Source organism: Micromonospora sp. NPDC085948 (assembly GCF_040686315.1).
Classification (GTDB): Bacteria; Actinomycetota; Actinomycetes; order Mycobacteriales; family Micromonosporaceae; genus Micromonospora.
Genome location: NZ_JBFBJW010000004.1, coordinates 277,559 through 301,780 on the forward strand (window position 1 = coordinate 277,559; position 24,222 = coordinate 301,780).

Consider the following 24,222-nt stretch of genomic DNA (forward strand, 5'->3'; position numbering starts at 1 on the left):
CTCCTGGGCCGTTAGGTCGCGGTTCACTGGACTGTCGCGGTGGACAGGTGCGGACGGTTCACTGACAGGAAGGTCCTCGCGAGACGGTCGACCATCGTGTCGACCCCCACGTCCCGACTCGTGCCCCAGTTGAGGCCGAGATCCCGAGCCAGCCGGGCGGCGCGGACCGTGTCGGTGCCGACCAGGGCGTCGTGGCACACCCCGGTCAGTGCGTCGGTCGCCGCGGCGCTGCGGGGCCGAAGAACAGCGAGACAGCGGGCTGTCTCGTCATCGCCGACCAGGTCGGCGGCCCGGTCGAGGAACCGGTCGTACGGGACCTCCGGCAGCGCGCCCGCCTCGGCGCGGAGCAGGGACAGCAGCTCGGTCACCGGCACCGACGTCGGCGCCACCACGTTCAGCACGGTGCCCGGCAGCACCGGGTGGTGCGGGTCGGTCAGCGCGGCGACCACCTGGGCGACCAGGTCGACCGGGGTCCAGTCCACGTGCAGGCGGGTCGGCGGCCGTACGCCGAGCCGTAGGCAGAGCCGCAGGATCATGGTGACCGAGGACCGGGGGTTGGCGTGCCCGGTCCGGGAGTGGGCGGCGACCTCCCCGAGCCGGACGACGGCGGCGGGGACACCCTGCTCGCTGGCCGCCCGCAGCAGTTGCTCACCGACCCACTTGGACTGGCTGTAACCGTCGGGTGGCAACGTCGACCAGGGCGGCAGGAACGACTCGGTGAGCGGTGTGCCGGGGGCGTGCCGCACGGTGGTCGTCGACAGCGAGATGATCCGCTTGCGGACGTGGGTGCCCGCGAGGTGAATGAGGGTACGCAGGCCGTGCACGTTGGTGGCCCGTAGGTCGACGTAGTCGCGGAGGGTGTCGACCCGACCGCCGGCGTCGACGATGGTGCCGACCTGTCGACAGAGCCGCCGCCAGTCGGCGGCCACCAACCCGAGGTGGGGTTTGTCGAGGTCACCGGCGAGGGCCGACCACCCGGTCAGCTCCGCCGGCCCGTAGCCGCCGGCCGACAGCGCGGACCCGACCCGGTGCCGGGCCGCCTCGTCGTCGGTGGCGCGGACCAGGCAGACGACCGGTCGACCACCCTGCGCGGTGAGGGCGGCCAGCACGTGTGAACCGATGAAGCCGGTCGCGCCGACCAGCAGGATCGCCCCCGGGTCGTCGGGCCGCCGGACCCGCACCCGGCCCAGCTCACCGAGGCGCAGGTCGTCGGCCAGTTCGTGTGGCGTGACAACGGGCGGGGGCAGCGGGCTGCCCCGGCGGACCAGTTCGGCCTGTGCCGCGATGGTGGTCGAACGGATCAGGTCGCGTACGTCCAACCGGATCGCGAAGGCGCGTTCGAACTCCACCGCGAGCCGGGCGGCGCCGAGTGACGTTCCACCGAGGCAGTAGAAGTCGTCGTCGTTGGCGTTGAAGCCCAGCACCCGCGTCCAGATCTCGGCGATCCGCGCCTCGACGCTGTCCGCCGGGTAGGCGGCGTCGGTGTCGGTGGCCCTCGGTGCGGCACCGGCCAGTCGGCGGCGCAGTCGCTCCTGGTCGACCTTGCCGTTGGAGAGCAGCGGCAGGGTGGCGAGGCGGACGAATCTGCCGGGCACCAACGCGGCGGGCAGCGCGGTCCGGGCGTGCTCACGCAGCGCCTCCTCGGTCACGGCCCGCTCGGCCGAGTAGAAGCAGACCATCGTGGCCGCCGCGCCGGCCTCGTCGACGATCACCTTCACCTGGTGCACGTCGGGCAGCGTGGTGAGCGCGTGCTCGATCTCGCCCAGGTCGACACGTATCCCGGCGATCTGGACCTGGGCGTCCCGGCGGCCGCTGAACATCAGCAGGCCGTCCTCGCGCACCCAGCCGAAGTCCCCGGTGCGGTAGAGCAGGTCGCCTTCGACCTCGTCGTACGGGTTCGGGACGAACACCTGCCGGGTGCGCTCCGCGTCGCCGTGGTAGCCCGCGCCCAGGCAGACGCCGGCGAGGTGAATCTCGCCGATCTCGCCCCGGGGTGTCGGCTGACCGTCCTCGGCGAGGAGCAGCACCGAGGTGTTGGGCAGGGGTAGGCCGAGGGGAATGACCTGGTGGTCGTCGTCGTGCACGGCGTGGAAGACCGAGCCGATCGACGCCTCGGTCGGACCGTAGGTGTTGGTCACCCGGATGTCGGCGAACATCCGTCGGAAGGCCTGGACCGTGTGCGGTTTCGCGGCTTCGCCACCGATGAAGACCTGGCGCATGGACGCCAGCAGGTGCCGGTCCTGTGGCCGGTGCTCGAGGCGTTCGACGAGCAGGTCGAAGATGCTGGGGACGAAGTCCGTCATGGTGACGCCGTGCCGGTGGATCTGGGCCAGCGTCGCGTCGAAGTCGAGGATGCCGGTGCGGTCCGGGATGACCACGGTGCCGCCGCGGGTCAGCGGCCAGAGCAGCTGCCAGATCGACGAGTCGAAGGTGTGCGCGGAGTTCTGGAGCACCACCGCGCCGTCGGCGGCGAACCGCTCGGTCATGGACAGGAAGCGGTTGACCAGCCCGTGGTGCAGGTTGACCGCGCACTTGGGCAGACCGGTGGAACCACTTGTGAAGAAGGCGTAGATGGGGTCTTCCGGCCGGGGACGGTCGGTGGCGGGCGCGGGGCTCCGGTGTGTGGTCGGCTCCGTCCGCACGTCGATCACCGGCAGGGCGGGTGCGCCGTCCGGCGGCGACCCGACGGTGGCGACCGGGCTGAGGCCGTCGAGCATCCGGACCTGGCGCAGCGCCGGCCAGGCGCGGTCGAACGGCACGAACGCGGCACCCGACCGCATGGTGCCGAGCATGGCGACGAGGAGCCCGACCCGGTCGTCGAGCAGGAGCGCGACGAAGTCACCCCGCCGGGCGCCGACGGCGAGCAGATCGGTGGTGACCGCGTCGGCCAGCCGATCCACGTCCCGATAGGTGAGCGTGCCGGTGGGATGGACGATCGCGGTGGCGTCGGGATGCCGGCGGATCGTCTCGTCGATGAGGTCGGCGACTGTCTGGTGGATCGGACGTGGCCGGACCGGCCCGTTGAGGAGAGCGCCGACCTGGGCAGGACTGGGGCGCAGGCGCTCTGTTCTGGTGACGGTCAAGGTGTTTCTGAGGACACCACGGAGGCACCTCTCCCGAGCAGTTCACAATATGCCGTTGCGGCGGCACCGTGGACAGGGTGGATAGTCCCCGTTGACTGCATCGCATCGTAACTGCGAACTTTTGAAATTGTCCATGCATCGACAGCGGTAATTTGCCACCGACGAACAGGGCGAAGCGTCGAAATCGGTCAGCGTCGAATGATCTCTGGTCGGCCGCGACGGCGGGTCCACGAGCCGGGGTGGGGGCCGACCCCGCTGACGTCCGGCAGCTAGCAGGGAAATCCCAGTGCCGTCAACGATTCTCACGACTCGGGATCGACGACTTCGGGGTGTCACCGCCTCGTCTGAGCGGACCCACTGGTCAGTGCCTTTGGATCTAGTCGGCAATCCGGGTAATCAGGTACGGTCCCTCTGCCATCACCCTGTCCTGCCGTTACTTCGGGGAAACAAAGGGGCATAACTGTGAATATCTATAAGCCGGTCCGAACCATCGGTCTTGTTGTTACTGTCGGTGCACTTGTCCTCAGTGCCGGATGTGCCAAAAAGGATCAGGGTGAGGTCCAGACCAGCGGGGTCAAGCTCATCAAGGCGGGCACCCTGACCATCTGCACCCATCTGCCGTACCCGCCGTTCCAGTCCAAGGACGCCAGCGGCAAGGTGGTGGGGTTCGACGTCGACGTGATGGATCTCGTCGCCAAGAAGTTGGGCGTCGAGCAGGCGATCGTCGACACGCCGTTCGAGGGGATCAAGTCCGGTCAGGATCTCAACACGGGCAAGTGTGACGCCGCCGCCGCGGGCATGACGATCACCGAGGAGCGGCAGAAGGTGATGGACTTCTCCGCCCCCTACTTCGATGCGACGCAGGCGATGCTGGTCAAGACCGGCAAGTCGTACAAGTCGCTGGATGACCTGAAGGGTCGGAAGGTTGGCGTGCAGGCGGCGACCACGGGCCGTGACTACGCCCGCAAGTTCGAGAAGGAGAAGAGCCTCCAACTCGTGGAGTTCGAGGACCTCGCCGCCGAGCAGCAGGCTCTGGCCACCGGGCAGATCGAGGCCGCCATCAACGACCTGCCGGTCTGGGCCGAGTACATCAAGGAGAACCCGGGCGGCTTCGAGGTGGCGGCCGAGTTCGACACCGGCGAGCAGTACGGGATCTCGGTGAAGAAGGACGGCAACCCGGAACTGCTCAAGACGATCAACGAGGAGCTGGCCAAGGCGAAGCAGGACGGCACGTACGACGCGCTCTACGAGAAGTGGATCGGTCAGAAGCCGCGCGTCTGACCCGATCCCCGGCCGCTCGGCCCCCTGGTCGGCGCTCCACCTCCGGCCTGTCGTAACCGGCGGTTGGGTCGCCGCGACCCGTCCGGGTACGTTAGCCTAACGATCGTTTAGGTCGGTAGGTGTGCCCGGACGGGCCGCCGGCCGGGGGTGGCGGCAGTAGGGGGTCGGCGTGACGCTCGACGGTGAGGCACTGGAGCAGCTGCGCAAGCGGGCCCGGTCCGGTGGTGCGGACAAGTACCACGCGGCCAACGCGGCCAAGGGCAAACTCTTCGCCCGGGAGCGGGTCGCGCTCCTGGTCGACGAGGGCTCGTTCGTCGAGGACGGCCTCTACGCCAACGCGCTCGCCGAGGGGCTGCCCGCCGACGGCGTGGTCACCGGCACGGCCACCATCGACGGCCGACAGGTCTGCCTGATGGCCAACGACTCCACCGTCAAGGCCGGCAGCTGGGGCGCCCGCACCGTCGAGAAGATCATCCGGATCATCGAGCGGGCGTACGGCGCCGGCGTGCCGATGGTCTACCTGGTCGACTCGGCCGGTGCCCGGATCACCGACCAGGTCGATCTCTTCCCCGGCCGGCGTGGCGCCGGCAAGATCTTCTGGAACCAGGTCCGCGCCTCCGGCTCGATCCCGCAGGTCTGCGCGCTGTTCGGCCCGAGCGCCGCCGGAGGGGCGTACATTCCGGCGTTCTGTGACGTGGTCGCCCTGGTCGACGGCAACGCCAGCATGTACCTCGGCTCCGACCGGATGGTCGAGATGGTCACCGGGGAGAAGACCACCCTGGAGGCGATGGGTGGGGCCAAGGTGCACACCACCGAGTCCGGCGTCGGGCACTTCCTCTGCAAGACCGAAGCGGACGCGCTCGACGTCGTGAAGACCTACCTGTCGTACCTCCCGGCGAACTGGACGCAGGCGCCGCCGGCCGCGCCGGCCGTCGCCGCCCCCGCCAAGGCCGACCTGGCCGCGCTGGTGCCGGCCAGCGAGCGGCAGGCGTTCGACATGCGTCGGTACGTCAAGGGCCTGCTCGACGAGGGCTCCTTCTTCGAGATCCAGGCGCTCTGGGCCAAGGAGTTGACCATCGGGTTCGGCCGGCTCGACGGTCAGGTCGTCGGGGTCATCGGCAACAACTCGATGTTCAAGGGCGGCGTGCTCTTCGTCGACTCGGCCGACAAGGCCACCCGGTTCGTGCAGCTCTGCGACGCGTTCAACGTGCCGCTGCTGTTCCTCAGCGACGTACCCGGGTTCATGGTCGGCAGCGTGGTCGAGAAGCAGGGCATCATCCGGCACGGCGCCAAGATGATCACCGCGATCTCCGAGGCGACGGTGCCGAAGATCTGCGTGGTGGTGCGCAAGGCGTACGGTGCCGGCCTCTACGCGATGGCGGGCCCCGGGTTCGAGCCGGACGCCACCATCGCGCTCCCCAGCGCGAAGATCGCGGTCATGGGCGCCGAGGCCGCCGTGAACGCGGTCTACGCCAACAAGATCGCGGCGATCGAGGACGAGGCCGAGCGGGCCGCCTTCGTCGCGGCCAAGCGCGCCGAGTACGAGCAGGACATCGACGTCGTCCGGCTCGCCAGCGAGCTGGTGGTGGACGCCATCGTGGAACCGCACGACCTGCGCACCGAGTTGGTCCGTCGCTTCGCGGCGGCGCGTACGAAGGATCGGCACTTCTCCCGCCGTCGGCACGGCGTCACCCCGGTCTGATCACCCACCCAGACCCGCACCGCGACCCGCTTTCGGCGTCACGAGCGCCGGGACGGACCGTCCTTACAGGAGGATGAGATGGACTTCCGGCTCACCGACGAACAAGCGGCGCTGCGCGAGAGCGTGCGGGACTTCGCGCGCCAGGTGGTCGCCCCGGTCATCGCCGAGCACTACGAGCAGCACACGTTCCCGTACGAGGTGATCCGGCAGATGGGCAAGATGGGCCTGTTCGGCCTGCCCTTCGGTGAGGAGCACGGCGGCATGGGCGGCGACTACTTCGCGCTCTGCCTGGCCCTGGAGGAGTTGGCCCGGGTCGACTCCAGCGTGGCCATCACGCTGGAGGCGGCGGTCTCGCTGGGCGCGATGCCGATCTACCGCTTCGGCACCCCGGAGCAGAAGGCGACCTGGCTGCCCCGGCTGCTCAGCGGCGAGGCGCTGGCCGGGTTCGGGCTCACCGAACCGGGCACCGGCTCGGACGCCGCCGGAACCCAGACGCGGGCCGTGCTGGACGGCGACGAGTGGGTGATCAACGGCTCGAAGGCGTTCATCACCAACTCGGGTACCGACATCACGGCCATGGTGACCGTCACCGCGGTGACCGGCACGAACCCGGACGGCTCCAAGGAGCTGTCGACGATCATCGTGCCGACCGGCACGCCCGGGTTCACCGTGGCGCCGGGCTACTCGAAGGTGGGATGGACGGCCTCGGACACCCACGAGCTGACGTTCGACGACTGCCGGGTGCCGGCGGCCAACCTGCTCGGCGAGCGGGGCCGGGGTTTCGCCCAGTTCCTGCGGATCCTCGACGAGGGCCGGATCGCCATCGCCGCGCTGGCCGTCGGCCTCGCGCAGGGCTGCGTCGACGAGTCGATCAAGTACGCGAAGGAGCGGCACGCCTTCGGCCAGCCGATCGGCGCCAACCAGGCCATCCAGTTCAAGATTGCCGACATGGAGCTGAAGGCGCACACCGCTCGCCTGGCGTACTACGACGCCGCCGCGCGGATGCTCGCCGGTGAACCGTTCAAGCGGCAGGCCGCCATCGCCAAGCTGCACGCCAGCACGATCGCCGTGGACAACGCCCGGGAGGCCACCCAGATCCACGGCGGGTACGGCTTCATGAACGAGTACCCGGTGGCCCGTTTCTGGCGGGACTCCAAGATCCTGGAAATCGGCGAGGGCACCAGCGAGGTGCAACGCATGATCATCGCGCGGGACCTGGGTCTCTGAAGGTCCGCCGCGTAGGCCTACCGATCGGCCCGGCAAGGCTGCCCGTAGGGCTGTCGGATTATCGGCGAACGGGCGTCGGCAGCCCGACGTTCGGCTGCCGACGGTCGTAGTTCATCCGTACTCTTCGTGGCCATGACTCCGGATCATGAAGGGTCACGGAGCCCGGCTGGTCGTACCCCCCTGCCGGAGCTGCTCCGCGGGCATCGACGCGCCGCCGGCCTGACCCAGGCCGAGCTGGCGTCCCGGGCCGGGGTGGGCGTGCGGACGGTGCGTGACCTGGAGCGTGGCCGGTCGGTCCGGCCGCAACGCACCACCGTCGAGTTGCTCGCCACGGCGTTGGCGCTGACCGGCACCAGCCGGGCGGCGTTCCTGGCCGCCGCCCGCGGGCACTCCGGCACCGAGTCACCCGGGCCGGACGCCACCCCGACGGCGCTCGGGACCGGCGACCGGACGACCTCCCAGTCGCTCTCCACCAACCCGCCGGCCACCCTCCCGCCGCCGATCGCGCTTGTCGGCCGAGATCGCGACCTCGCCGAGCTGGCCGAGATGCTGACCGCGGAGCGCGGGCCTCGGCTGGTGAGCCTGGTCGGGTTGGCCGGGGTCGGCAAGACCGCGCTGGCAACGGCGGTGGCACATCTGGTGGCTGTCGACCACCCGGGCGGTGTGGCCGGAGTGCTTGTCGCTGAGGGCTCGGACGGGCCGGACGTGTTCGCCGCCGCGATGGCCGTACTGGGCGCGGCACGGCTGCCGGACCTCCTGACCCGGCTCGCCGGACAGCCGGCGCTGCTGGTGCTGGACGCGGTGGAGCATGCGCCGGACCCGGTGGCCGCGACGCTGCACCGGCTGATCGGTGCGGTGCCGTCACTTCGGGTGCTGGTCACCGGGCGGCATCCGGTCGGACTGCCCGGCGAGAGGGTCTGGCCGGTCGCACCACTCGATGTGCCGCCGCCGGGCGACGGACGCGCTGGAGCGGCCCCGCTCGAATCGTGGCCGGCGATCGCGTTGTTCACCACCCGACTGGCTCAGGTGCGTCGGGAGCCGCCCAGTCCCGATGAGCTGCCCGCCCTTGTCGCGCTGGTCCGCCGGCTGGGAGGGCTGCCGCTGGCCATCGAGCTGATGGCCGCCCGAGGTCGACTGCTCGACCTCACCGAGCTGCTGGACCGGTACGGCGACCACGTGCTCGACCTCGCCACTCCCGCCGATCCGGTGGTCCACCCCGGCGCGGCGGCGGCGGTGTCGGTCACCCTGCGCGACGCGGTGGCGACCAGCTACCGATTGCTGGCCCCCGACGAGCGGGCGGCGCTGCGGCAGCTCGCCGTGTTCGGCGACCGCTGGTCGGTGGAGTTGGCCGAGGAGATGCTCGGCGACCGGGCCGACCGGGACGGCGCGGTGGCGATCGACCCGGTTCCGCTGTTGGACCGGCTCGTCGAGCTGGGGTTGCTGGGCGTGCGCGGCACCGGGCCGTTCCGGTTCCGCCTGCTCGACGCGGTCCGCGACTACGCCATCGAGCAGGCGGCCGCCGCGGGTGAGCTGACCTGCATCCGACGTCGGCACGCCGAGGTGATCGCGCGCCTGGTGGCGCGGATCGCGAGCGACCTGGTCGGCCCCCGGCTGCCCGACGCGGTGCACCGGCTGGACGAGATGAGCAGTGACATCAGCTCGTCGCTGGCCCACGCGACCACGGACGACCCGCTCACCGCGCTGCGGCTGGCGGCGTGCCTGACCCGCTGGTGGCGGTTCCGTGGGCGAGACGTCGCCGGGCGACAGTGGCTGCGGCGGTTGCTGGCGGACCCCCGGACCGCCGACGCCGATCCGATCCTGCGTGGCTGGGCAGCGCTCGGGGTTGCCCAGCTCGCGGCCGAGCACGGTGCGGGCGCCGAGGAACTGTCGACGGCGCGTACGGCGTTGGACATCTTCCGACAGGCCGGCGACGTCACCGGGGAGCTGGAGGCGCGAAACATCCTCGGCATCCTGCTGAGCTCCGTCGGCGGGCAGGACGAGGCTCGCGAGCAGGCCGAGACGGCGCTGCGGTTGGCCGCCCGTAACGGACGTACCCGGGATCTGGCGGTGGCCCAGAACAGTCTTGCCTGGCACGAGATCCGGACCGGTGACCTGGCCGCCGCCCGTCGCAGGCTGGCGGCGGTGGACCGCCTCGCCGCCGAGAGTGGCGAGCAGCGCCTCCGGGTGCTGGCCTGGGCCAATCGAGCCGAGGTCGCCCGCCTGGAGGGCTGGTACGCGGACGCCGTCGACCAGGGCCGGCGGGCGCTCGCGGCGTTGTCCGAGCTGGGTGATCCGAGACGCCGTCGCCGGGTGCTCGGGAAGATCGGGTTGGCGCTCGCTCAGGACGGGCGTGCCGCGGAAGCGACAGAGGTGCTCACCGAGCTGCGCGCGGGGACCGCTGAGGCGGTGGCAGCCGAATCACCGCGAGCGCCGGCTCGCCGGGCCGTGGCACCGAGGCAACGCTCGGGGGAGTCGGCGCTGTCCGCGGGCGGGCCGGAGGTGGGTCTCGGTGCGTTGATCGAAGGGAATCTGGCGCTGCACCGGGGTGACCGGGAGTTGGCCGCCGAGTGGTTCGCCGCGGCCGTCGACGCCAAAGGTCAGGAGCGCCGAGACGTGGTGGAGGCGCTTGTGGGACTGGCTGCGAGCACCGCGGACCCGGCGGTCCTGGAGCGGCTGGAACGGGTCTGCGAGGAGAGCGGCATTCGGCTGCTGCCGCAGGAGTCGGGACTGCTCTACGCGCTGACGGCGACCCGTAGTGGGCCGGAAGCACCGTAGGTGCCCGTGCGCGGGCGGGGAGAGTGGCGCGGACGAAGAGCCCCCTTGGTGCTACCCCTCGCTGTTCGCCCGCGCCGTCACCCCCCGGTGATTCCCCGGTGCAGGAAGCCTGCCACCGCCAGCAGAGCGAAAAGTCTGATTAGCCGAAATTCTTCGCCTTGGCTCGCTCAGTTCTGCCGGTCTTTCTGCCGGTGCGGACAGCCGGTGCTCAGGGCTGGGTGGCGGCGGACTCCTGCTCGGGGCTGACGTCGTCGCTGCCGGCGGTGGCGCACGGGTGTGCGGCGTCGCGTACCCGGCGCAGCCCGTCGAGCAGGGCGGTCAGCGCCTCCGGGTCGAGTTGGCCGGTGAACCACTGCTCGATCATCTGGAGATGCCCGGGTAGCGTCTCGTTCAGGCGTTGCATCCCGGCGGCGGTGACCACCGCGTACGAGCTGCGCCTGTCGTTCGGGCAGGCCCGCCGGGTGAGCAACCCGTCGCGTTCCATCCGGTCCACCACACGGGTCACGCCGCTCGTCGACAACGAGGTCTGCGCGGCGAGGTCGGTCATGCGTAGTTGGTTGCCCGGCGAGCGGGCCAGTCGGGTGATGACCTCGAACTCGACCGAGGACAGGCCGTGCTCCTCCAGTTGAGCGTTGAACCGGGCTGACAGCCCGGCGTGTGCCTCGAAGAGCAGGCCGACGGCGGTGATCCGGGGATCGTCGAAGACGTTGGTCACTCGTTAATCCTAGCAGTACTTGACAGGAGGAATATTGTTGGGGTTATATTTGCTCAAGCAGTCGTTGGGCTACTAAACAATCTCCTGGAGGACAGCAGCATGACCAGCAGCATCGATGCCGTTACCCGCGAATGGGACGGCCTCACCATCCCGGCGGCTGGCACCTACGTCCTCGACGTGGCGCACAAGCGGGTGGGCTTCGTGGCCCGGCACATGATGGTGAGCAAGGTTCGCGGTGAGTTCAAGGACGCGACCGCCACCATCACCATCGCCGAGGACCCGCTGCAGACGTCGGTCGTCGCGACCATCCAGGCGGCCAGCATCGACACCACCCAGACCGACCGGGACGCACACCTGCGCAGCCCCGAGTTCCTGGACGCCGAGAAGTTCCCGACGCTCGAGTTCCGCAGCACCGGGGTCAAGTCCCGTAGTGGCAGCGAGTTCGTGCTCACCGGTGAGCTGAGCATCAAGGGCGTCACCCGGCCGGTCGAGCTGGAGGTGGAGTTCGAGGGTGTCGGCCGCAGCCCGTTCGGTCAGGACATCTTCGGTTTCTCCGCGAGCACCGAGATCGACCGCGAGGAGTTCGGCCTGACCTGGAACGTCGCCCTGGAGACCGGGGGCGTGCTGGTCAGCCGCAAGATCAAGATTGAGATCGAGGGCGAGGCTGTCCGCCAGGCCTGATCTTCCCCGCATCGCCGGTACACCGGGCCCACGCCGCACGTCGGCGTGGGCCCGGTGTCGTCTCCACCTCCGACGCCGATGTCGTGGTATTTGTCACGAGCGGCTCGCGCCGCCATCGCGTCCGCTCGCTCGGTGAACGGGGTACAGATGGCGCCACGAGCGCGCCCGCTCCGGTCGATGTCGGATCACCGCCGTCGGCCTCTGGCTCCGGTCAGGTGGGCGCTCTTACCGTGGAGGGTTCACAATGCGCTTTCCGGGACGGACGAATCCCGACCGCGCCGGCTGTCGGGAGGACACATGGGCAGGGACGTCGCACAGGGCGCCTTCACCCGGGATGACCGCGTCCGCTACCGGCAGAAGGTACGACGCTGCCTGGACGTCTTCGCCCTCATGTTGGACGACTTCGGGTTCGACGCCGACCGGCCGATGACCGGCCTGGAGATCGAGCTCAACCTGGTCGACTCGGCGGCCGAGCCGGCGATGCGCAACGAGGAGATCCTCGCCGACATCGCCGACCCGCTGTTCCAGACCGAGTTGGGGCAGTTCAACCTGGAACTCAACGCCGAACCCCGACTGATCGAGGGCACCGGCTTCGCCGACTACGAGCACGACCTGCGCGGCAGCCTCTCCAGGGCCGACGAACGCGCGGCGAAGTCCGACGCGAAGATCGTCCTGGTCGGCATCCTGCCCACCCTCACCGAGGGGCACCTGGTCGAGGACAATCTCTCCACCAACGAGCGCTACCGGGTGCTCAACGACCAGATCGTCGGCGCCCGTGGCGAGGACATCGAGCTGGACATCCGCGGCGTCGAGCAGTTACGGACGCACACCGACTCGATCGCCCCCGAGGCTGCCTGCACCAGCCTCCAGTTCCACCTCCAGGTCGCACCGGACAGCTTCGCCGACTACTGGAACGCCTCCCAGGCCATCGCCGGGGTCCAGGTGGCGATCGGAGCGAACAGCCCCTACCTGTACGGGCGCCACCTGTGGGCCGAAACCCGGATCGCGCTGTTCCAGCAGGCCACCGACACGCGTCCCGACGAGCTGAAGGCCCAGGGCGTACGGCCCCGGGTGTGGTTCGGCGAACGGTGGATCACCTCGATCTTCGATCTCTTCGAGGAGAACGTCAGGTACTTCCCGCCGCTGCTGCCGATCTGCGAGGACGAGGACCCGGTGGAGGTGTTGCACGCCGGCGGCGTCCCGAAACTCGGGGAGTTGAGGCTGCACAACGGCACGGTCTACCGGTGGAACCGCCCGGTCTACGACATCATGAACGGCCGGCCGCACCTGCGGGTGGAGAACCGGGTGTTGCCGGCCGGCCCGACGGTGGTGGACATGCTCGCCAACGCGGCCTTCTACTTCGGGCTCGCACGGGGTCTGGCCGAGGCGGACCGCCCGATCTGGAGCCAACTCACCTTCTCCTCCGCCGAGGAGAACTTCCAAGCCGCCGCCCGACGTGGTCTCGACGCCGTGCTGCACTGGCCCGGGCTCGGCGACGTACCGGTCACCAAGCTGGTGCTGGAGCAGTTGCTGCCCACCGCCGCGGCCGGCCTGGACGGCTTCGGCGTCTCCCCGGCGCAGCGGGACCGGCTGCTCGGCATCATCGAGCAGCGCTGCCGCACCGGCCGCAACGGTGCCGTCTGGCAGACCGAGGCGGTGTGGGCGGCGGAGCGGCGGCACGGCATGGACCGGGCGGCTGCGCTGCACCACATGGTCCAGCGCTACGCGGAACTCCAGCGCGCCAACGAACCAGTCCACACCTGGCCGGTCCCCTGACCCCACCCCACCCCCCGATCGCGTTGATCATGGGGTTTATTGCCGCGACACGCCGCTCGGGGTCGCCGAGGGGCCGGGGGCCGGGGGTGGTTAGTCGGAGGTGGGGCGGGTGGGGCGGCGAGTTGCGCGGCTGCGGCGGGCGCTTGGTGTCGGATCCTCTGCGGGGGCGGAGATGGATGGTTCGGTGCGCGGCGCGGGCACCCTGGGCGCGGGCACCCGCGGCGTGGCATCCGTACCTGGCGTGGCATCCGCACGAGGTGCGGCGCCTGTCGTGGTTGTCCGGTGCGCGGCGTCGGTCCTGCCGCGTCGGCCCGCGGTGGTGATGGACGAGCGGAAAGTCGACGGCTCGGGCTCGGCGTTGGGAGCCGGATCGGTCCGAGGCCCGTCGACGGTGATCTGCGTCGAGTCGGCCTGAACTGCCGGGTGCGGCTCGGGTTTCGGGGCCGCGACTGAGGCGCTCCGGTGGGCCGCCCGACTCCGCTCGGCGCGATCGGCGAGGACAGCGGCGAGTACGGAGCCGCCGATCCCGGCGATCACCGCGTACGGGGCGATCAGTTGGGTGGAGAGCTGCGCGGGACCCAGCGTCGACCAGTGCGGCAGGGTGGTCAGGTAGGCGAGCGCGACGAGCAGCGGACCAGCGGCCCCGGAGGCAGCGGCCCCGACGCGGTGCCCGGCCGATCGGGCCGTCCGCCGAGCGGCCAGCACGCCGATCAGCAGCGCCGGCACGAGTGCCAACAGCGCACCTGGCCAGTAGAGCTGGTCGGAGATCCAGTACCGCGGGTGGTCCGGATCAAGCTGCCAGGTGCCGAGCTGGGCTCCGGTCAGCCCTCGTCCGACGCGTACCCCGTCGATCACCGAGACCACCGCGAGCAGCCAGAGCCAGGCGGCCGTCGCGGTCACGTTGATCGCGGCGGCCCGGGAGCGAAGCGCCCAGCCGGCGACGAGCACGCCGATCAGGATGCCCAGCATCGCCTGCACGGCGGCGGTCCGTTGCGGTGCCCCGGTGTCGGCGCCGGTGGCGACCCGCGCGGGAACGGCGATCAGCAGCACGGTGACCAGCCCGCCGATCCCGGCACCGAGCGCCAGGACCACCCGTCGCAGCAGGCCCGCCCGGTCGGCGGACGGCACCTCGGCCACCTGCGGTGATCGGCTGTCCGTCGGCTCCGGGTCGGGCCGGTCGGCGGCAGGTGGATCCATGGCGGTGGCCGGGTCGGACTCCTCGGTCGCTGCCGGGTCGGTCGCCGGTGGCGTGGCCGTCACTGGCGGCGTGGGCGTCACCGGTGCGCCGCCGCGCTGGTGGAGCCGCTGCGCGCAGACCGCGCCGAGGACCGTCGAGCTGGCGGCGAGCCAGGTGGCCCAGGCGAGGCCGTCGGCCCAGGCCGTGTCGCTGGCGCCGGCATCGCTGGGCGTCCAGGTGATGACGCCGAGCCCGTAGCCGAAGCCCAGTTGCGCGGCACCCGCGCCGGCAGCGACCCCGATCGCGGTCGCGATCGACACTCCCCAGCCCTGTCTGGCCATGCCGGGCAGCGTAACGTCCCGTCGTCGGCGCGGCGAGTCGCAACGACCCGCCGGTGTGGGCCGACCGTCGGTGCGGCGGATTGGGCGGCGGGCGGTACCGTCGCCGGTGATGAGGCGGTGGACGGTATGACGGACACGAGCACGAACCCGCAGGATGCCGCGGGCGGCGGTGCGAGCCGGGCCAGTATGTGGCTGGGTGGTGGGTTGGCCGTCGTGCTGCTCGCCGCGATCGGCGCGACCGGCGGTTGGCTGCTGGCCGGCGACGGCGAGAAATCCCCGGGGGACCCGCTGGCCGCCGCGACCACGACCAACCCGCCGAGCAGCCGGGCCACCTCGGCTCGACCGAGCACCGGTCGGGCCACGCCGTCGGCCGTCCGGACCTCCGCCACACCGACCAAGGGCACCGGCCTGACCGTGCCACCGGTGATCGGCGTCGAGTTCGTGCAGGCGCGGGACATGCTGCGCGAGCATCGGCTGGGCTGGCGGCTGGTCTTCGGCGGCGGAGCCGGTAGCACTGTCGAGAGCGCCGTACCCGCCGTGGGCACCGAGGTCGCCCGGGGCACGACCGTGCAACTTCAGGTGACGGGGCCAGCGCCAGCGGCCGAGGTGCCGGACGTGGTCGGCAAGGACTGCGCCAAGGCCGTCGACGAGCTGATCGACGAGGGCCTATACCCGCGTTACATCAGCGGTCGCAACGGAAAGGTCGCCCGGCAGGAGCCGGTCGAGGACGGCTCGGCCCGGTGGAACGACGAGGTCAGCATCTGGTGCGGGGCGGGCGCCCCCGAACAACCCTCGACGAAACCCACTCCCTGAGCTGAGGCCGGTGCGCCGATCGTCGACGCAGCCGAGGCGGAGCGACGTACCCGCGAACGGCGCGGCACGGCACGCTGATCCCCACCGATGGCAGGTTGGGCGACTAGGTTGACGGTCGAGGGCCATGCCGCCCGTCCGGTTCGCGGAAAGGACGTGCGATGAGCGACGACCGCCAGGAGCCTCCCGCCGGCGAGCACGAGGACGACCGGACCCGCCCACTGCCACCGTCCGCCGACCGGGCGGAGCCACCGCAACCGACCCGACCCACCGGCGAGCCGGACGAGACGGCGCCGATCGACCGGACGGTCCCGGCTCGTCCCACCGGGTCGCCCGACCAGACCATGCCGATCGACCGTGCCGCCGCCACCGCGCCGCCCAGCCCGGGTACGCCGCCCAGCCCGGGTACGCCTTCGTGGGCCGGGCGGGCCGAGGTCCGGCCGCCCCGGCCGGATGAGGCATCCGGGGATTGGTACGTCGAGGAGCAGGGCGGTCGGCGCTGGTGGCTGCCGATCCTGTGGGGTGTGCTCGCGCTGCTGCTCGCCGGCCTGCTCGGCGGGGCGCTCTGGTTGGTGCTCGCCAAGCAGGATGACGACCGGGACGATCCCGACCCCACCCCGTCGGCCAGTGCCACAAGTGCCGCACCGACCAGCGCATCGCCCACCTCGGCCGCGCCGACGAGCGAGGCACCGAGCAGCGCGCCGGCCACCAGCGCGCCGGTCCAGGTGCCCGTGCCGCCGCTCGTCGGCCTGCCGCAGGCGACCGCCGAGGGGTTACTGGGCCGGCTCGGCCTTGCCTACCAGGTGGTGTACCGGTCCTCGGAGTTGCCGCCCGGAACTGTGGTGGGCACCGAGCCGGGAACGGGCACGCCGGTGTCGACCGACGACGAGGTGCTGTTGATCATCTCTCAGGCCCGGCCCTCGACCGGGGTGAGTCCGACCCTGCCGAGTCCGACCGCGCCGAGCCCGACGGTGACCAGTACGCCCTGACCGGTGGTCACCACATTCGCCGGCGGGTGCCGACCAGGCCGAGGCCGGCCAGTGCGATGGCGAGGCCGAAGATGCCGGACCAGAACAGGGAGCGGCGGGTGTCCGCCGCGGTGCGTCCGGCCGGAGCCGCTTCGGTGACCTGCGGACGGTCGTCGGACTGGCTGCCGGCGCCACGGCCGGCCGCCGACCCGGTTGGAGTGGTGACGCCGGCCTGGCTGCCCGGGGCATCCGCGCCGGTCCGGTCGGAGTTCCCGGCTGCCGGTGGAGAGTCCTCCGTCGGTGGGTGGTCGTCGACCACGGTGATCTCCGGTGCGGGCACCGGTGCGGTCAGCCGGGTGGACGACATCGCCGGGTCGCGGACGAGAACCAGGGCTGTGACCATCGCCCCGAGGAGGACGAGCAGTCCACATGCATAGGCGATACGGGAGCGGTGGTGCCGCAGGGCGGGCTGATTGACCATGACCATCCCAGGGTCAGGGTCCTGGACGCGCGGGTGGAACGGTGCCGGGGTGGGCGTACCGATTCTATGGCGACGGCACGCCCACCGGCGGCGGATCGGGTCGGTCAGCCGACCCGGAGCGGGGTACGGGTGACCGGTCGCCGGGCCCGTACGGTGTGCGGGCGGGGCTCGGGGGCGGCCTGTAGTTGCTCCAGCCCGTCGCGCTGGACGAAGATCGATCGTCGGTTGACCGCGTCGCCCGCGGCGTTCAGCTCATAGCCGTCGAGCCAGAGCCAACCGTCGTAGGTGGGCCAGTCCAGCACCCGGATCACCCGGAACTTGATGGGCTTGAGGAACTGGACACTCGCCGCGCGAGTCACGAGCAGTACGTCACCGGTGCGGGGAAGCACATGGGCTCCTGGGGAGGATGGCCGGCAACTGTGCCGGCGGTGCCTGATCGGGGGACGTCTCGGCCGGTGACGGGGTCGTGCCTCGTGAACCGGTGGTGCGGATGGTGGTGGCCGGGCCGTACCTCGCTGGTGGCGTGCCGCCACCCGACCATCACCCGGATGCTTCCGGGAACCGCGCCCGCCGCCGCAGCTTGCCGGCTTGCAGCGGCGGGGTCATTACCCCGGAGCACGTCTCGGTTGTGCCGGCCGGGTCCGCGCCGCGTCGGGCTTCCCCGCCTCGGTGGGTTCACCACTGCGAGGGAGCGGATCGAGACGCTGAGTAACCCGTGCCATACGGACAGAGTGCATGAGGGACGTGCTGCATGCAAGTTGCACGTCGACTTTTGCCGATACGTGAGCGAGTCCCGCGAAAGGCCTATTGAAGCCTTCCGCGTACGGGCGGCACACTGGGAGCCGGTTTCGCCCGTCGCGGCCGGCCGAGGACCGGCACCACCCCCTTCGTCGCGAACGTTCGCCGGACGACGGTCGCGCCCCCGGCGGGTGTCAGCCAGTGGCGCGTCGACCGGAGGTAGCCCGAGTGGGGCCGAGCAGCCAGCCGCGGGGATCAGCGACTCACGGGTTGCGCGATGAGTGAGCGGCGCAGTCCCACCATCAGAAGGCGGCGGCTCGGTGCCGAGCTGCGGCGGCAGCGGGAGTCCGCCGGGATCACCATCGAGATGGTCGCCGAGCAGTTGGAGTGCTCGGCGTCGAAGGTCTCCCGGATCGAGACCGGGCACACCACCGCCACCCCTCGCGACGTCCGGGACATGCTGCGGATCTACGGGGTGGTCGGTGCCGAGAGCGACGAGCTGGTGCAGATCGCCAGGGAGGCCCGACAAAAAGGTTGGTGGCATCCGTACAGCACGGTGCTCGTCGGCGCGTACGTCGGGCTGGAGGCGGCCGCGAGTTCGATCCGGGCGTACGAACAGCAGGTCGTACCGGGTCTTCTGGAGACCGAGGAGTACGCCGGAGCGATGATCCGCGCGGCTCGGCCAGACTTCACCGCCGATCAGGTGCACCAGAGGGTGCGTGTCCGTCTGGGCCGTCAGTCGTTATTGACCCAGGACGATCCGGTCGATCTGTGGGTGGTACTCGATGAGGCGGTGGTACGTCGGCCGGTAGGCGGGGACGAGGTGATGCGTGGCCAACTCAAGCGGTTGGTCGAGGTGGCCGAGTTGCCGAACGTGACGTTGCAGATCCTGCCCTTCGAGGTGGGCGCGCACGCCGGCATGGACGGCACCTTCACGATCCTCAGCTTCCCTGAGCCCGGTGATCCTGATGTTGTGTACGCGGAGAACGCCACGGGTGGGCTTTTCCTCGAGAAGAGCGACGAACTGCAGAAGTACAGCTTCATCTTCGATCACATCCGCGCTGCGGCCATACGTCCAGAGGAGTCCGTCGCACACATCGCAAAACTGGCAGAGGAGCCGTTGTGGAAATGGCGACCAAAAGGTTCCCCGTGGACCTGACGCAGGCAGCATGGTTCAAGAGCTCAAAAAGCGGGCCGAACTGTGACAACTGCGTGGAGGTGGCGTACGTGACGGGGGCGGTCGGAGTGCGGGACTCGAAGGACAAGACAGGCCCGGCCCTGGTTTTCGCACCGAGTGACTGGCACGCCTTCGTCGGCGGCACCCGAGGCGGTGCGTTCGGCGAGGTCTGACCGAGTGGTCAACTGAGGCCCTCGTCCGGATTCGGATCCGGACGAGGGCCTTGCCGTGTCCGGGGCGGGCCGGGCGGGTGGGGCGGTCGGCGAGGTTCCGCCGGGATTCCCGTCGCCACAGGCCGCCCGTCTCGTTGAACTGGTCGGTACGGCGCAGGTCGACGACCCGTCGCACCGACCGGCAACCGAGCGAGGTAGGCGAGACGGATGACGACGATCGGGTCAGACAATCTCACCAGCGGTCCGGGTAAACCGGAGCGGTTCGGTGGCAAGTACCGCGGAGCGCGTCGGGACAGCGTACTGACCGAGGTGGTGTCGACCGACCAGGAGATGAGTGGGCGGGACACGTCGGCCTCCGAGTCGGCGGACCTGCCGCTCTCGCTGCCCTCGCTGGACACGAACCCACTTGTCGAGCCGTCGTTTCCGCCCACCGGCTGGCCGATGGAGCCCCGCGGGTCGCTGGCCGACCATCCGCTGCTTCGCGGCCTGCTGATGGAGTTGCCGCCGAAGGGCAGCCTGCCGCCAGCGGAGTGGCTGGACCGCTGGTTCGAGGCGACCAGGGCGATCCTGGAGTTGCTATACGTGCAGGGGGCCGGTCGTCCGCGCTGATCGCGGAACGGCGGGCTGTGCCCGCTCGGCGAACCGGCTGTGCCGCAGCGCGTGCCGGACTCCGATGGCGATCACCGCGAGCGCGCCCACGGTGATCGCCGGCCCGGTGACCCCCGGGTTGGCGCTCAGGTCGGTGCCGACCGCCTCGATCACCGCCGGCACCGTGGCCAGGGCGGTCACCTGTAGTGGCAGGCCGACGAGTGGGTGGGCCGCGGCGGCGCGCAGCCCGTGGGGCGCAGGCGTGCCGGGGGCGTTGGCGAACGCGCCCGCCCCGGCCCGCAGCCGGCGGATCCGCCGTAGGGAGCAGACCGTCGCCACCAGCGCCGGACCGGCGGCCAGGGTGAGCCCGGCGGCGGCCCGGTCGACGGGCGCGGTGCCGGCACTGAGCAGGCCGCCACCGACCACGGCCGCGGTGAGCGCCACGCCGATGAGGGACAGCACCAGCAACCATCCGGTACGCCGGCGCAGCATGCGGGTGTTACGCAGCCGGGGAAGCCCGTCGGCGAGGACTCCGGCGGCCAGCCAGACGGCGGCGATCGGAAGCAGGATGGTGAGGTGACTCTCCATGTTCGAGAGTCTTTCCCGAATCACGGTCGGGCGAATCCGGGCCGGTCCCCAGTTCGCCCCGGACGACTGGCCCGTAGGGGTCATCCCACGGAGATATGGACGTTCCGGCATGTCCAACAGCCCGCTCACTGACCTACTCTCAGCTAGATCGGCAAGCGTCGATTGATGTTGGGACCGGTGGTCACGTTCCGCCGCCGGTCAGAGGGAGGTAGGAAATGGGTCTTCCACGAAGGTCCGTACTGGTCGGGGTGGCCGCGGCGACGGTGCTGGCCGTCGGCACGCCGGCCCTGGCCGCCGAACCTGCCGGTGTGGTCAGGGCGGCCGGCGGAGCCACCGCCGTGCCGGACAGCTACATCGTCGTTCTCAAGGACAGCGCCGTGGCCCGCGACCGCGTCGGCGACACCGCGAAGCGGCTCTCCGGCCGCCACGGCGGCACGGTGGCCCGCACCTACGGCGCGGCGCTGCGCGGCTTCGAGGTCACGGTGAGCGCGAGCGCGGCGGCGCGGATCGCGGCCGACCCGGCGGTGGCGTACGTCGAGCAGAACCACACCGTGTCCATCTTCGGCACGCAGGCCAACCCGCCCTCCTGGGGCCTGGACCGGATCGACCAGCGCAACCTGCCGCTGGACAGCTCCTACACCTACCCCAACACGGCGAGCAACGTGCACGCCTACATCATCGACACCGGCATCCGGTTCTCCCACAACGACTTCGGCGGCCGGGCCACCTCCGGCTACGACGCGGTCGACGGCGGGTCGGCCGACGACTGCAACGGGCACGGCACGCATGTCGCCGGCACCGTCGGCGGGTCCGCGTACGGGGTGGCCAAGGCCGTCCAACTCGTCGGCGTACGGGTGCTCAACTGCTCCGGCAGCGGCACCAACGCCGGTGTGATTGCCGGCGTCGACTGGGTCACCGCGAACGCGATCAAGCCGGCGGTGGCGAACATGAGCCTCGGCGGCGGCGCGAACACCTCACTCGACAACGCGGTCCGCAACTCGATCGCCTCGGGCGTCACGTACGGCCTGGCGGCCGGCAACGACAACGGCGCGAACGCCTGCAACACCTCGCCGGCACGTACCACCGAGGCCATCACGGTGGGCTCGACGACGAGCTCGGATGCCCGCTCGTCGTTCTCCAACGTCGGCACCTGCCTGGACATCTTCGCGCCCGGCTCGTCGATCACCTCGGCCTGGTACAACAGCAACACCGCGACCAACACGATCAGCGGCACCTCGATGGCCACGCCGCACGTGGTCGGAGCGGCGGCCCTGGTGGCCAGCGCCAACCCGGGCTGGACGCCCGCGCAGGTCCGCAACCAACTGGTGGCCAACGCGACACCCAACGTGGTGAGCAACCCCGGCTCGGGCTCACCGAACCTGCTGCTCTACGTGGGTACCGGCACCACCCCGCCGCCGCCCACCGGCTGCACCGGCACCAACGGCACCGACGTGTCGATCCCGGACGTCGGCTCGGCGGTGACCAGCTCCATCACCATCTCCGGCTGTGGACGCAACGCCTCGTCGGCCTCCACCGTCGCGGTGAACATCGTCCACACCTACCGGGGTGACCTGGTCATCGACCTGCTCGCGCCGGACGGCAGCGCGTACCGGCTGAAGAACAGCAGCACCTCGGACAGCGCCGACAACGTGAACGCCACATACACGGTGAACGTCTCCGGTGAGGCCGCCGACGGCATCTGGCGGCTTCAGGTGCGGGACACCTACTCGGCCGACACCGGCTACATCAACACCTGGACCCTGACCGTCTGACGGTTTCTGACGGCCGAGGCCCCATCCGGTGGACCGGGTGGGGCCTCGTGCCGTACGGATCGATCAGACCGAGAAGGTCGCCGGCCGCTCGCTGGCCGGCGCCGGCGGGCGGGCCTTCCACAGGCCGAGCTTCTGGGCGGCGAGCCGGCTCAGGTAGGCCGGGTTGAGGATGACGTAGCGCCGCCAGAGCCGCTTCGGCTCCAGACCGAGACGCCAGAACCACTCCAGACCGGCACGCTGCATCCAGCGCGGGGGCTGACGGAGCAAGCCGGCGTGGTAGTCGAAGGCCGCGCCGACCGCCATCAACGGCATGTCCAGCAGCGGTCGCATGGCGTACGCGAAGACCTCCTGGCGCGGGCAACCCAGCCCGACCAGGACCAGCCGGGCACCGCTGGATCGGATGCGGTCGGCGATCTCGGCGTCCTCGCCCGGCTGGGCGGCCCGGAACTTGGACGGCTCCACCCCGGCGATCTTCAGGGCCGGGAACATCCGCTCCAGCGCCGGAATCAACCGGGAGAGGGTCTCCTCGGTCGACCCGTACAGGTAGATCGGCAGCCCCTCGTCGGCGAAGCGCGACAGCACGTGCAGGGTCAACGTCGGCCCGTAGACCCGGTCGGAGAGCCCGGCGTGGTGCAGCAGGTTGAGCGCCCACCGCACCGGCTGCCCGTCCGGGGTGACCACGTCGAAGGAGTTGAGCCGCGCGTTGTGCGCCGGATCGAGCACCCCGGTCATCACGCCGTGCACGGCCAACGCGGTGAGCGCGAGCGGACGCCGCTCATGTGCCGCGGTCACCACCGCATCGGTCGCCGTCGCGTAGTCGGTGGCGTCGACCAGGACGCCGAGTACGTTGCGCTTGGTTCGCGCGGTCATGCCTTGACTACCCACTTACCCACGTTGGCCTCGTAGATCTCCCGCAGGATCATCGGCACGTCGTAAGTGATCTTCCAGTCCGGGTACTGCTCCTCGAACCGGGCCATGCTGCTGACATACCACTGGTGGTCGCCGGTGCGGGCCTGCTCGACGTAGTTGATCCGCGCCTCGCGGCCGGTGATCTCCTCCGCGATGCGGAACGCCTCGATGTGCGAGGTGTTGGAGTGCCGGCCGCCGCCGAGGTTGTAGACCTCCGCGGAGCGCGGGGCCCGGAAGAACGCCTCGAAGGCGGTCAGTACGTCCCGGGAGTGGATCGCGTCCCGGACCATCTTGCCCTTGTAACCGAACAGGTTGTATGTCCGGCCCTCCATCACGCAGCGCATCAGGTACGCCAGGAACCCGTGCAACTCGGCCGCCGAGTGCGCCGGACCGGTGAGCGTGCCACCCCGGAAGCAGGCGGTCTTCATGTCGAAGTAGCGCCCGTACTCCTGAACCATCACGTCCGCCGCGACCTTCGAGGCGCCGAAGACCGAGTGCAGCGAGTGGTCGATCGACATCTCTTCGGTGATGCCCTGGTACCAGCGGTGGTCCTCGGGCAGCTCGTACCGTGTCTCCAGCTCGACGAGCGGCAGGGTGTTCGGCCGGTCGCCGTAGACCTTGTTCGTCGAGCAGTGGATGAACGGCGCGTCGATCGCGTGCCGGCGGGTGTTCTCCAGGATGTTGAGCGTGCCGCCGGCGTTCACGTCGAAGTCCGTGTACGGCTCCTTGGCCGCCCAGTCGTGGCTCGGCTGAGCCGCGCTGTGGATCACCACGGCGATGTCCGAGCCGTACTTCTTGAACACCTGCTCCAAGCCGTCCCGGTCCCGGATGTCCACCGCGAAATGGGTGTACGCCCCGCCCAGGTCACGGGTGAGCCGATCCAGGCTCCAGGATGTGGAGCCGTCCTCGCCGAAGAAATACCGGCGCATGTCGTTGTCGATGCCGACGACGTCCAGACCGAGGCCGGCGAAGTGCCGGACCGCCTCGGAGCCGATCAGGCCACCCGACCCTGTCACCAACGCGACACTCACACGCCACTCCTGGTCCATCGGAGACAGAATCCATCGCAGCATAGCCTGGCGTCCGACACGCCCCGATATGACGGAAGGGCCCCGCGGTAAGCGGAGCCCTCGTCGCTGGTGGGGATGGGGGGAGTTGAACCCCCACGCCCTTTCGGGCACACGGACCTGAACCGTGCGCGTCTGCCATTCCGCCACATCCCCGTGGCACAACCCGGAACACTGTAGCCGCCCCGGCCCC

20 protein-coding genes and 1 tRNA gene are annotated in these 24,222 nt (G+C 70.6%); 12 read left to right on the top strand and 9 right to left on the bottom strand.

The genetic code is table 11. The features are described from left to right. Positions 1-23: 23 nt before the first annotated feature. The gene (locus AB0O48_RS13730) at positions 24-3,083 is read right to left on the bottom strand and encodes an amino acid adenylation domain-containing protein (protein WP_365065515.1); all 3,060 of its coding nucleotides are present in this window, start codon (positions 3,081-3,083) and stop codon (positions 24-26) included. A gap of 462 nt (positions 3,084-3,545) precedes the next feature. On the opposite strand from AB0O48_RS13730, the gene AB0O48_RS13735 reads away from it, so the two are divergent. From AB0O48_RS13735 to AB0O48_RS13750, 4 genes are all read left to right on the top strand, one after another. Next, positions 3,546-4,364 (top strand): basic amino acid ABC transporter substrate-binding protein, encoded by an 819-nt coding sequence (locus tag AB0O48_RS13735; RefSeq protein WP_357571628.1) that lies wholly within the window; start codon positions 3,546-3,548, stop codon positions 4,362-4,364. Positions 4,365-4,533: 169 nt separating this feature from the next. After that, complete coding sequence (locus AB0O48_RS13740) at positions 4,534-6,066, top strand: acyl-CoA carboxylase subunit beta (protein WP_357571629.1); 1,533 nt, start codon at positions 4,534-4,536, stop codon at positions 6,064-6,066. A gap of 78 nt (positions 6,067-6,144) precedes the next feature. Further along, positions 6,145-7,293 (top strand): acyl-CoA dehydrogenase family protein, encoded by a 1,149-nt coding sequence (locus AB0O48_RS13745; RefSeq protein WP_357243143.1) that lies wholly within the window; start codon positions 6,145-6,147, stop codon positions 7,291-7,293. A gap of 132 nt (positions 7,294-7,425) precedes the next feature. Further along, positions 7,426-10,068: a helix-turn-helix domain-containing protein gene (locus AB0O48_RS13750; RefSeq protein ID WP_365065520.1), complete on the top strand. Its 2,643-nt coding sequence runs from the start codon at positions 7,426-7,428 to the stop codon at positions 10,066-10,068. A gap of 208 nt (positions 10,069-10,276) precedes the next feature. Here AB0O48_RS13750 and AB0O48_RS13755 read toward each other — a convergent pair whose 3' ends face one another. Then, complete coding sequence (locus tag AB0O48_RS13755; RefSeq protein WP_357243149.1) at positions 10,277-10,783, bottom strand: MarR family transcriptional regulator; 507 nt, start codon at positions 10,781-10,783, stop codon at positions 10,277-10,279. A gap of 99 nt (positions 10,784-10,882) precedes the next feature. Here AB0O48_RS13755 and AB0O48_RS13760 point away from each other — a divergent pair, with 99 nt between their 5' ends. Both AB0O48_RS13760 and AB0O48_RS13765 read left to right on the top strand, forming a co-directional pair. Beyond that, on the top strand, positions 10,883-11,464 hold the full coding sequence (locus AB0O48_RS13760; RefSeq protein ID WP_357377339.1) for a YceI family protein: 582 nt from the start codon (positions 10,883-10,885) through the stop codon (positions 11,462-11,464). A gap of 297 nt (positions 11,465-11,761) precedes the next feature. Further along, positions 11,762-13,240 carry a glutamate--cysteine ligase gene (locus tag AB0O48_RS13765; RefSeq protein ID WP_357243155.1) on the top strand — a complete coding sequence of 493 codons (1,479 nt, stop codon included), beginning with the start codon at positions 11,762-11,764 and terminating at the stop codon, positions 13,238-13,240. Between the two features lie 90 nt (positions 13,241-13,330). Here the strand turns inward: AB0O48_RS13765 and AB0O48_RS13770 are convergent, their stop codons facing one another. After that, on the bottom strand, positions 13,331-14,758 hold the full coding sequence (locus AB0O48_RS13770) for a hypothetical protein (RefSeq protein ID WP_365065524.1): 1,428 nt from the start codon (positions 14,756-14,758) through the stop codon (positions 13,331-13,333). A gap of 126 nt (positions 14,759-14,884) precedes the next feature. Here AB0O48_RS13770 and AB0O48_RS13775 point away from each other — a divergent pair, with 126 nt between their 5' ends. After that, on the top strand, positions 14,885-15,571 hold the full coding sequence (locus tag AB0O48_RS13775) for a PASTA domain-containing protein (protein ID WP_365065527.1): 687 nt from the start codon (positions 14,885-14,887) through the stop codon (positions 15,569-15,571). A 158-nt stretch (positions 15,572-15,729) separates the two neighbouring features. Further along, positions 15,730-16,557: a PASTA domain-containing protein gene (locus AB0O48_RS13780; protein ID WP_365065529.1), complete on the top strand. Its 828-nt coding sequence runs from the start codon at positions 15,730-15,732 to the stop codon at positions 16,555-16,557. Positions 16,558-16,564: 7 nt separating this feature from the next. On the opposite strand, the gene AB0O48_RS13785 is transcribed toward AB0O48_RS13780, so the two are convergent. Next, positions 16,565-17,017 (bottom strand): hypothetical protein, encoded by a 453-nt coding sequence (locus AB0O48_RS13785; RefSeq protein WP_357243168.1) that lies wholly within the window; start codon positions 17,015-17,017, stop codon positions 16,565-16,567. Between the two features lie 104 nt (positions 17,018-17,121). Beyond that, entirely contained in the window at positions 17,122-17,406 is a 285-nt protein-coding gene (locus AB0O48_RS13790) for a hypothetical protein (RefSeq protein WP_357243171.1), read from the bottom strand. 626 nt (positions 17,407-18,032) lie between these two features. Here AB0O48_RS13790 and AB0O48_RS13795 point away from each other — a divergent pair. The 3 genes from AB0O48_RS13795 (at position 18,033) to AB0O48_RS13805 (ending at position 19,714) form a co-directional block, all read left to right on the top strand. Next, on the top strand, positions 18,033-18,914 hold the full coding sequence (locus AB0O48_RS13795) for a helix-turn-helix transcriptional regulator (protein ID WP_357243174.1): 882 nt from the start codon (positions 18,033-18,035) through the stop codon (positions 18,912-18,914). Further along, entirely contained in the window at positions 18,884-19,105 is a 222-nt protein-coding gene (locus AB0O48_RS13800) for a DUF397 domain-containing protein (protein ID WP_357244072.1), read from the top strand. The genes AB0O48_RS13795 and AB0O48_RS13800 overlap by 31 nt, the downstream gene beginning before the upstream one ends. 207 nt (positions 19,106-19,312) lie before the next feature. Continuing rightward, on the top strand, positions 19,313-19,714 hold the full coding sequence (locus tag AB0O48_RS13805) for a hypothetical protein (RefSeq protein WP_357243177.1): 402 nt from the start codon (positions 19,313-19,315) through the stop codon (positions 19,712-19,714). On the opposite strand, the gene AB0O48_RS13810 is transcribed toward AB0O48_RS13805, so the two are convergent. Continuing rightward, complete coding sequence (locus AB0O48_RS13810) at positions 19,682-20,281, bottom strand: hypothetical protein (protein ID WP_357243180.1); 600 nt, start codon at positions 20,279-20,281, stop codon at positions 19,682-19,684. The two genes, AB0O48_RS13805 and AB0O48_RS13810, sit on opposite strands and share 33 nt — an antisense overlap. Before the next feature lie 215 nt (positions 20,282-20,496). Here AB0O48_RS13810 and AB0O48_RS13815 point away from each other — a divergent pair, with 215 nt between their 5' ends. Then, positions 20,497-22,053: a S8 family serine peptidase gene (locus tag AB0O48_RS13815; RefSeq protein WP_357243183.1), complete on the top strand. Its 1,557-nt coding sequence runs from the start codon at positions 20,497-20,499 to the stop codon at positions 22,051-22,053. 63 nt (positions 22,054-22,116) lie between these two features. On the opposite strand, the gene AB0O48_RS13820 is transcribed toward AB0O48_RS13815, so the two are convergent. The 3 genes from AB0O48_RS13820 to AB0O48_RS13830 form a co-directional block, all read right to left on the bottom strand. Continuing rightward, positions 22,117-22,923, bottom strand: a complete 807-nt coding sequence (locus AB0O48_RS13820; RefSeq protein WP_357243186.1) for a WecB/TagA/CpsF family glycosyltransferase — start codon at positions 22,921-22,923, stop codon at positions 22,117-22,119. Next, entirely contained in the window at positions 22,920-24,035 is a 1,116-nt protein-coding gene (locus AB0O48_RS13825; protein WP_357571634.1) for an NAD-dependent epimerase/dehydratase family protein, read from the bottom strand. Before AB0O48_RS13825 ends, AB0O48_RS13820 begins: the two co-directional genes overlap by 4 nt. Before the next feature lie 64 nt (positions 24,036-24,099). Next, positions 24,100-24,185 (bottom strand) — tRNA-Leu (locus tag AB0O48_RS13830). Positions 24,186-24,222: the final 37 nt, after the last annotated feature.

Coding starts and splice junctions, on each gene's coding strand:
- AB0O48_RS13745 (WP_357243143.1), top strand. CDS start 6,145: ATGGACTTCCGGCTCACCGACGAACAAGCGGCGCTGCGCGAGAGCGTG.
- AB0O48_RS13750 (WP_365065520.1), top strand. CDS start 7,426: ATGACTCCGGATCATGAAGGGTCACGGAGCCCGGCTGGTCGTACCCCC.
- AB0O48_RS13760 (WP_357377339.1), top strand. CDS start 10,883: ATGACCAGCAGCATCGATGCCGTTACCCGCGAATGGGACGGCCTCACC.
- AB0O48_RS13765 (WP_357243155.1), top strand. CDS start 11,762: ATGGGCAGGGACGTCGCACAGGGCGCCTTCACCCGGGATGACCGCGTC.
- AB0O48_RS13770 (WP_365065524.1), bottom strand. CDS start 14,758: ATGGCCAGACAGGGCTGGGGAGTGTCGATCGCGACCGCGATCGGGGTC.
- AB0O48_RS13775 (WP_365065527.1), top strand. CDS start 14,885: ATGACGGACACGAGCACGAACCCGCAGGATGCCGCGGGCGGCGGTGCG.
- AB0O48_RS13780 (WP_365065529.1), top strand. CDS start 15,730: ATGAGCGACGACCGCCAGGAGCCTCCCGCCGGCGAGCACGAGGACGAC.
- AB0O48_RS13785 (WP_357243168.1), bottom strand. CDS start 17,017: ATGGTCAATCAGCCCGCCCTGCGGCACCACCGCTCCCGTATCGCCTAT.
- AB0O48_RS13795 (WP_357243174.1), top strand. CDS start 18,033: ATGAGTGAGCGGCGCAGTCCCACCATCAGAAGGCGGCGGCTCGGTGCC.
- AB0O48_RS13800 (WP_357244072.1), top strand. CDS start 18,884: ATGGCGACCAAAAGGTTCCCCGTGGACCTGACGCAGGCAGCATGGTTC.
- AB0O48_RS13805 (WP_357243177.1), top strand. CDS start 19,313: ATGACGACGATCGGGTCAGACAATCTCACCAGCGGTCCGGGTAAACCG.
- AB0O48_RS13810 (WP_357243180.1), bottom strand. CDS start 20,281: ATGGAGAGTCACCTCACCATCCTGCTTCCGATCGCCGCCGTCTGGCTG.
- AB0O48_RS13815 (WP_357243183.1), top strand. CDS start 20,497: ATGGGTCTTCCACGAAGGTCCGTACTGGTCGGGGTGGCCGCGGCGACG.
- AB0O48_RS13820 (WP_357243186.1), bottom strand. CDS start 22,923: ATGACCGCGCGAACCAAGCGCAACGTACTCGGCGTCCTGGTCGACGCC.
- AB0O48_RS13825 (WP_357571634.1), bottom strand. CDS start 24,035: ATGCTGCGATGGATTCTGTCTCCGATGGACCAGGAGTGGCGTGTGAGT.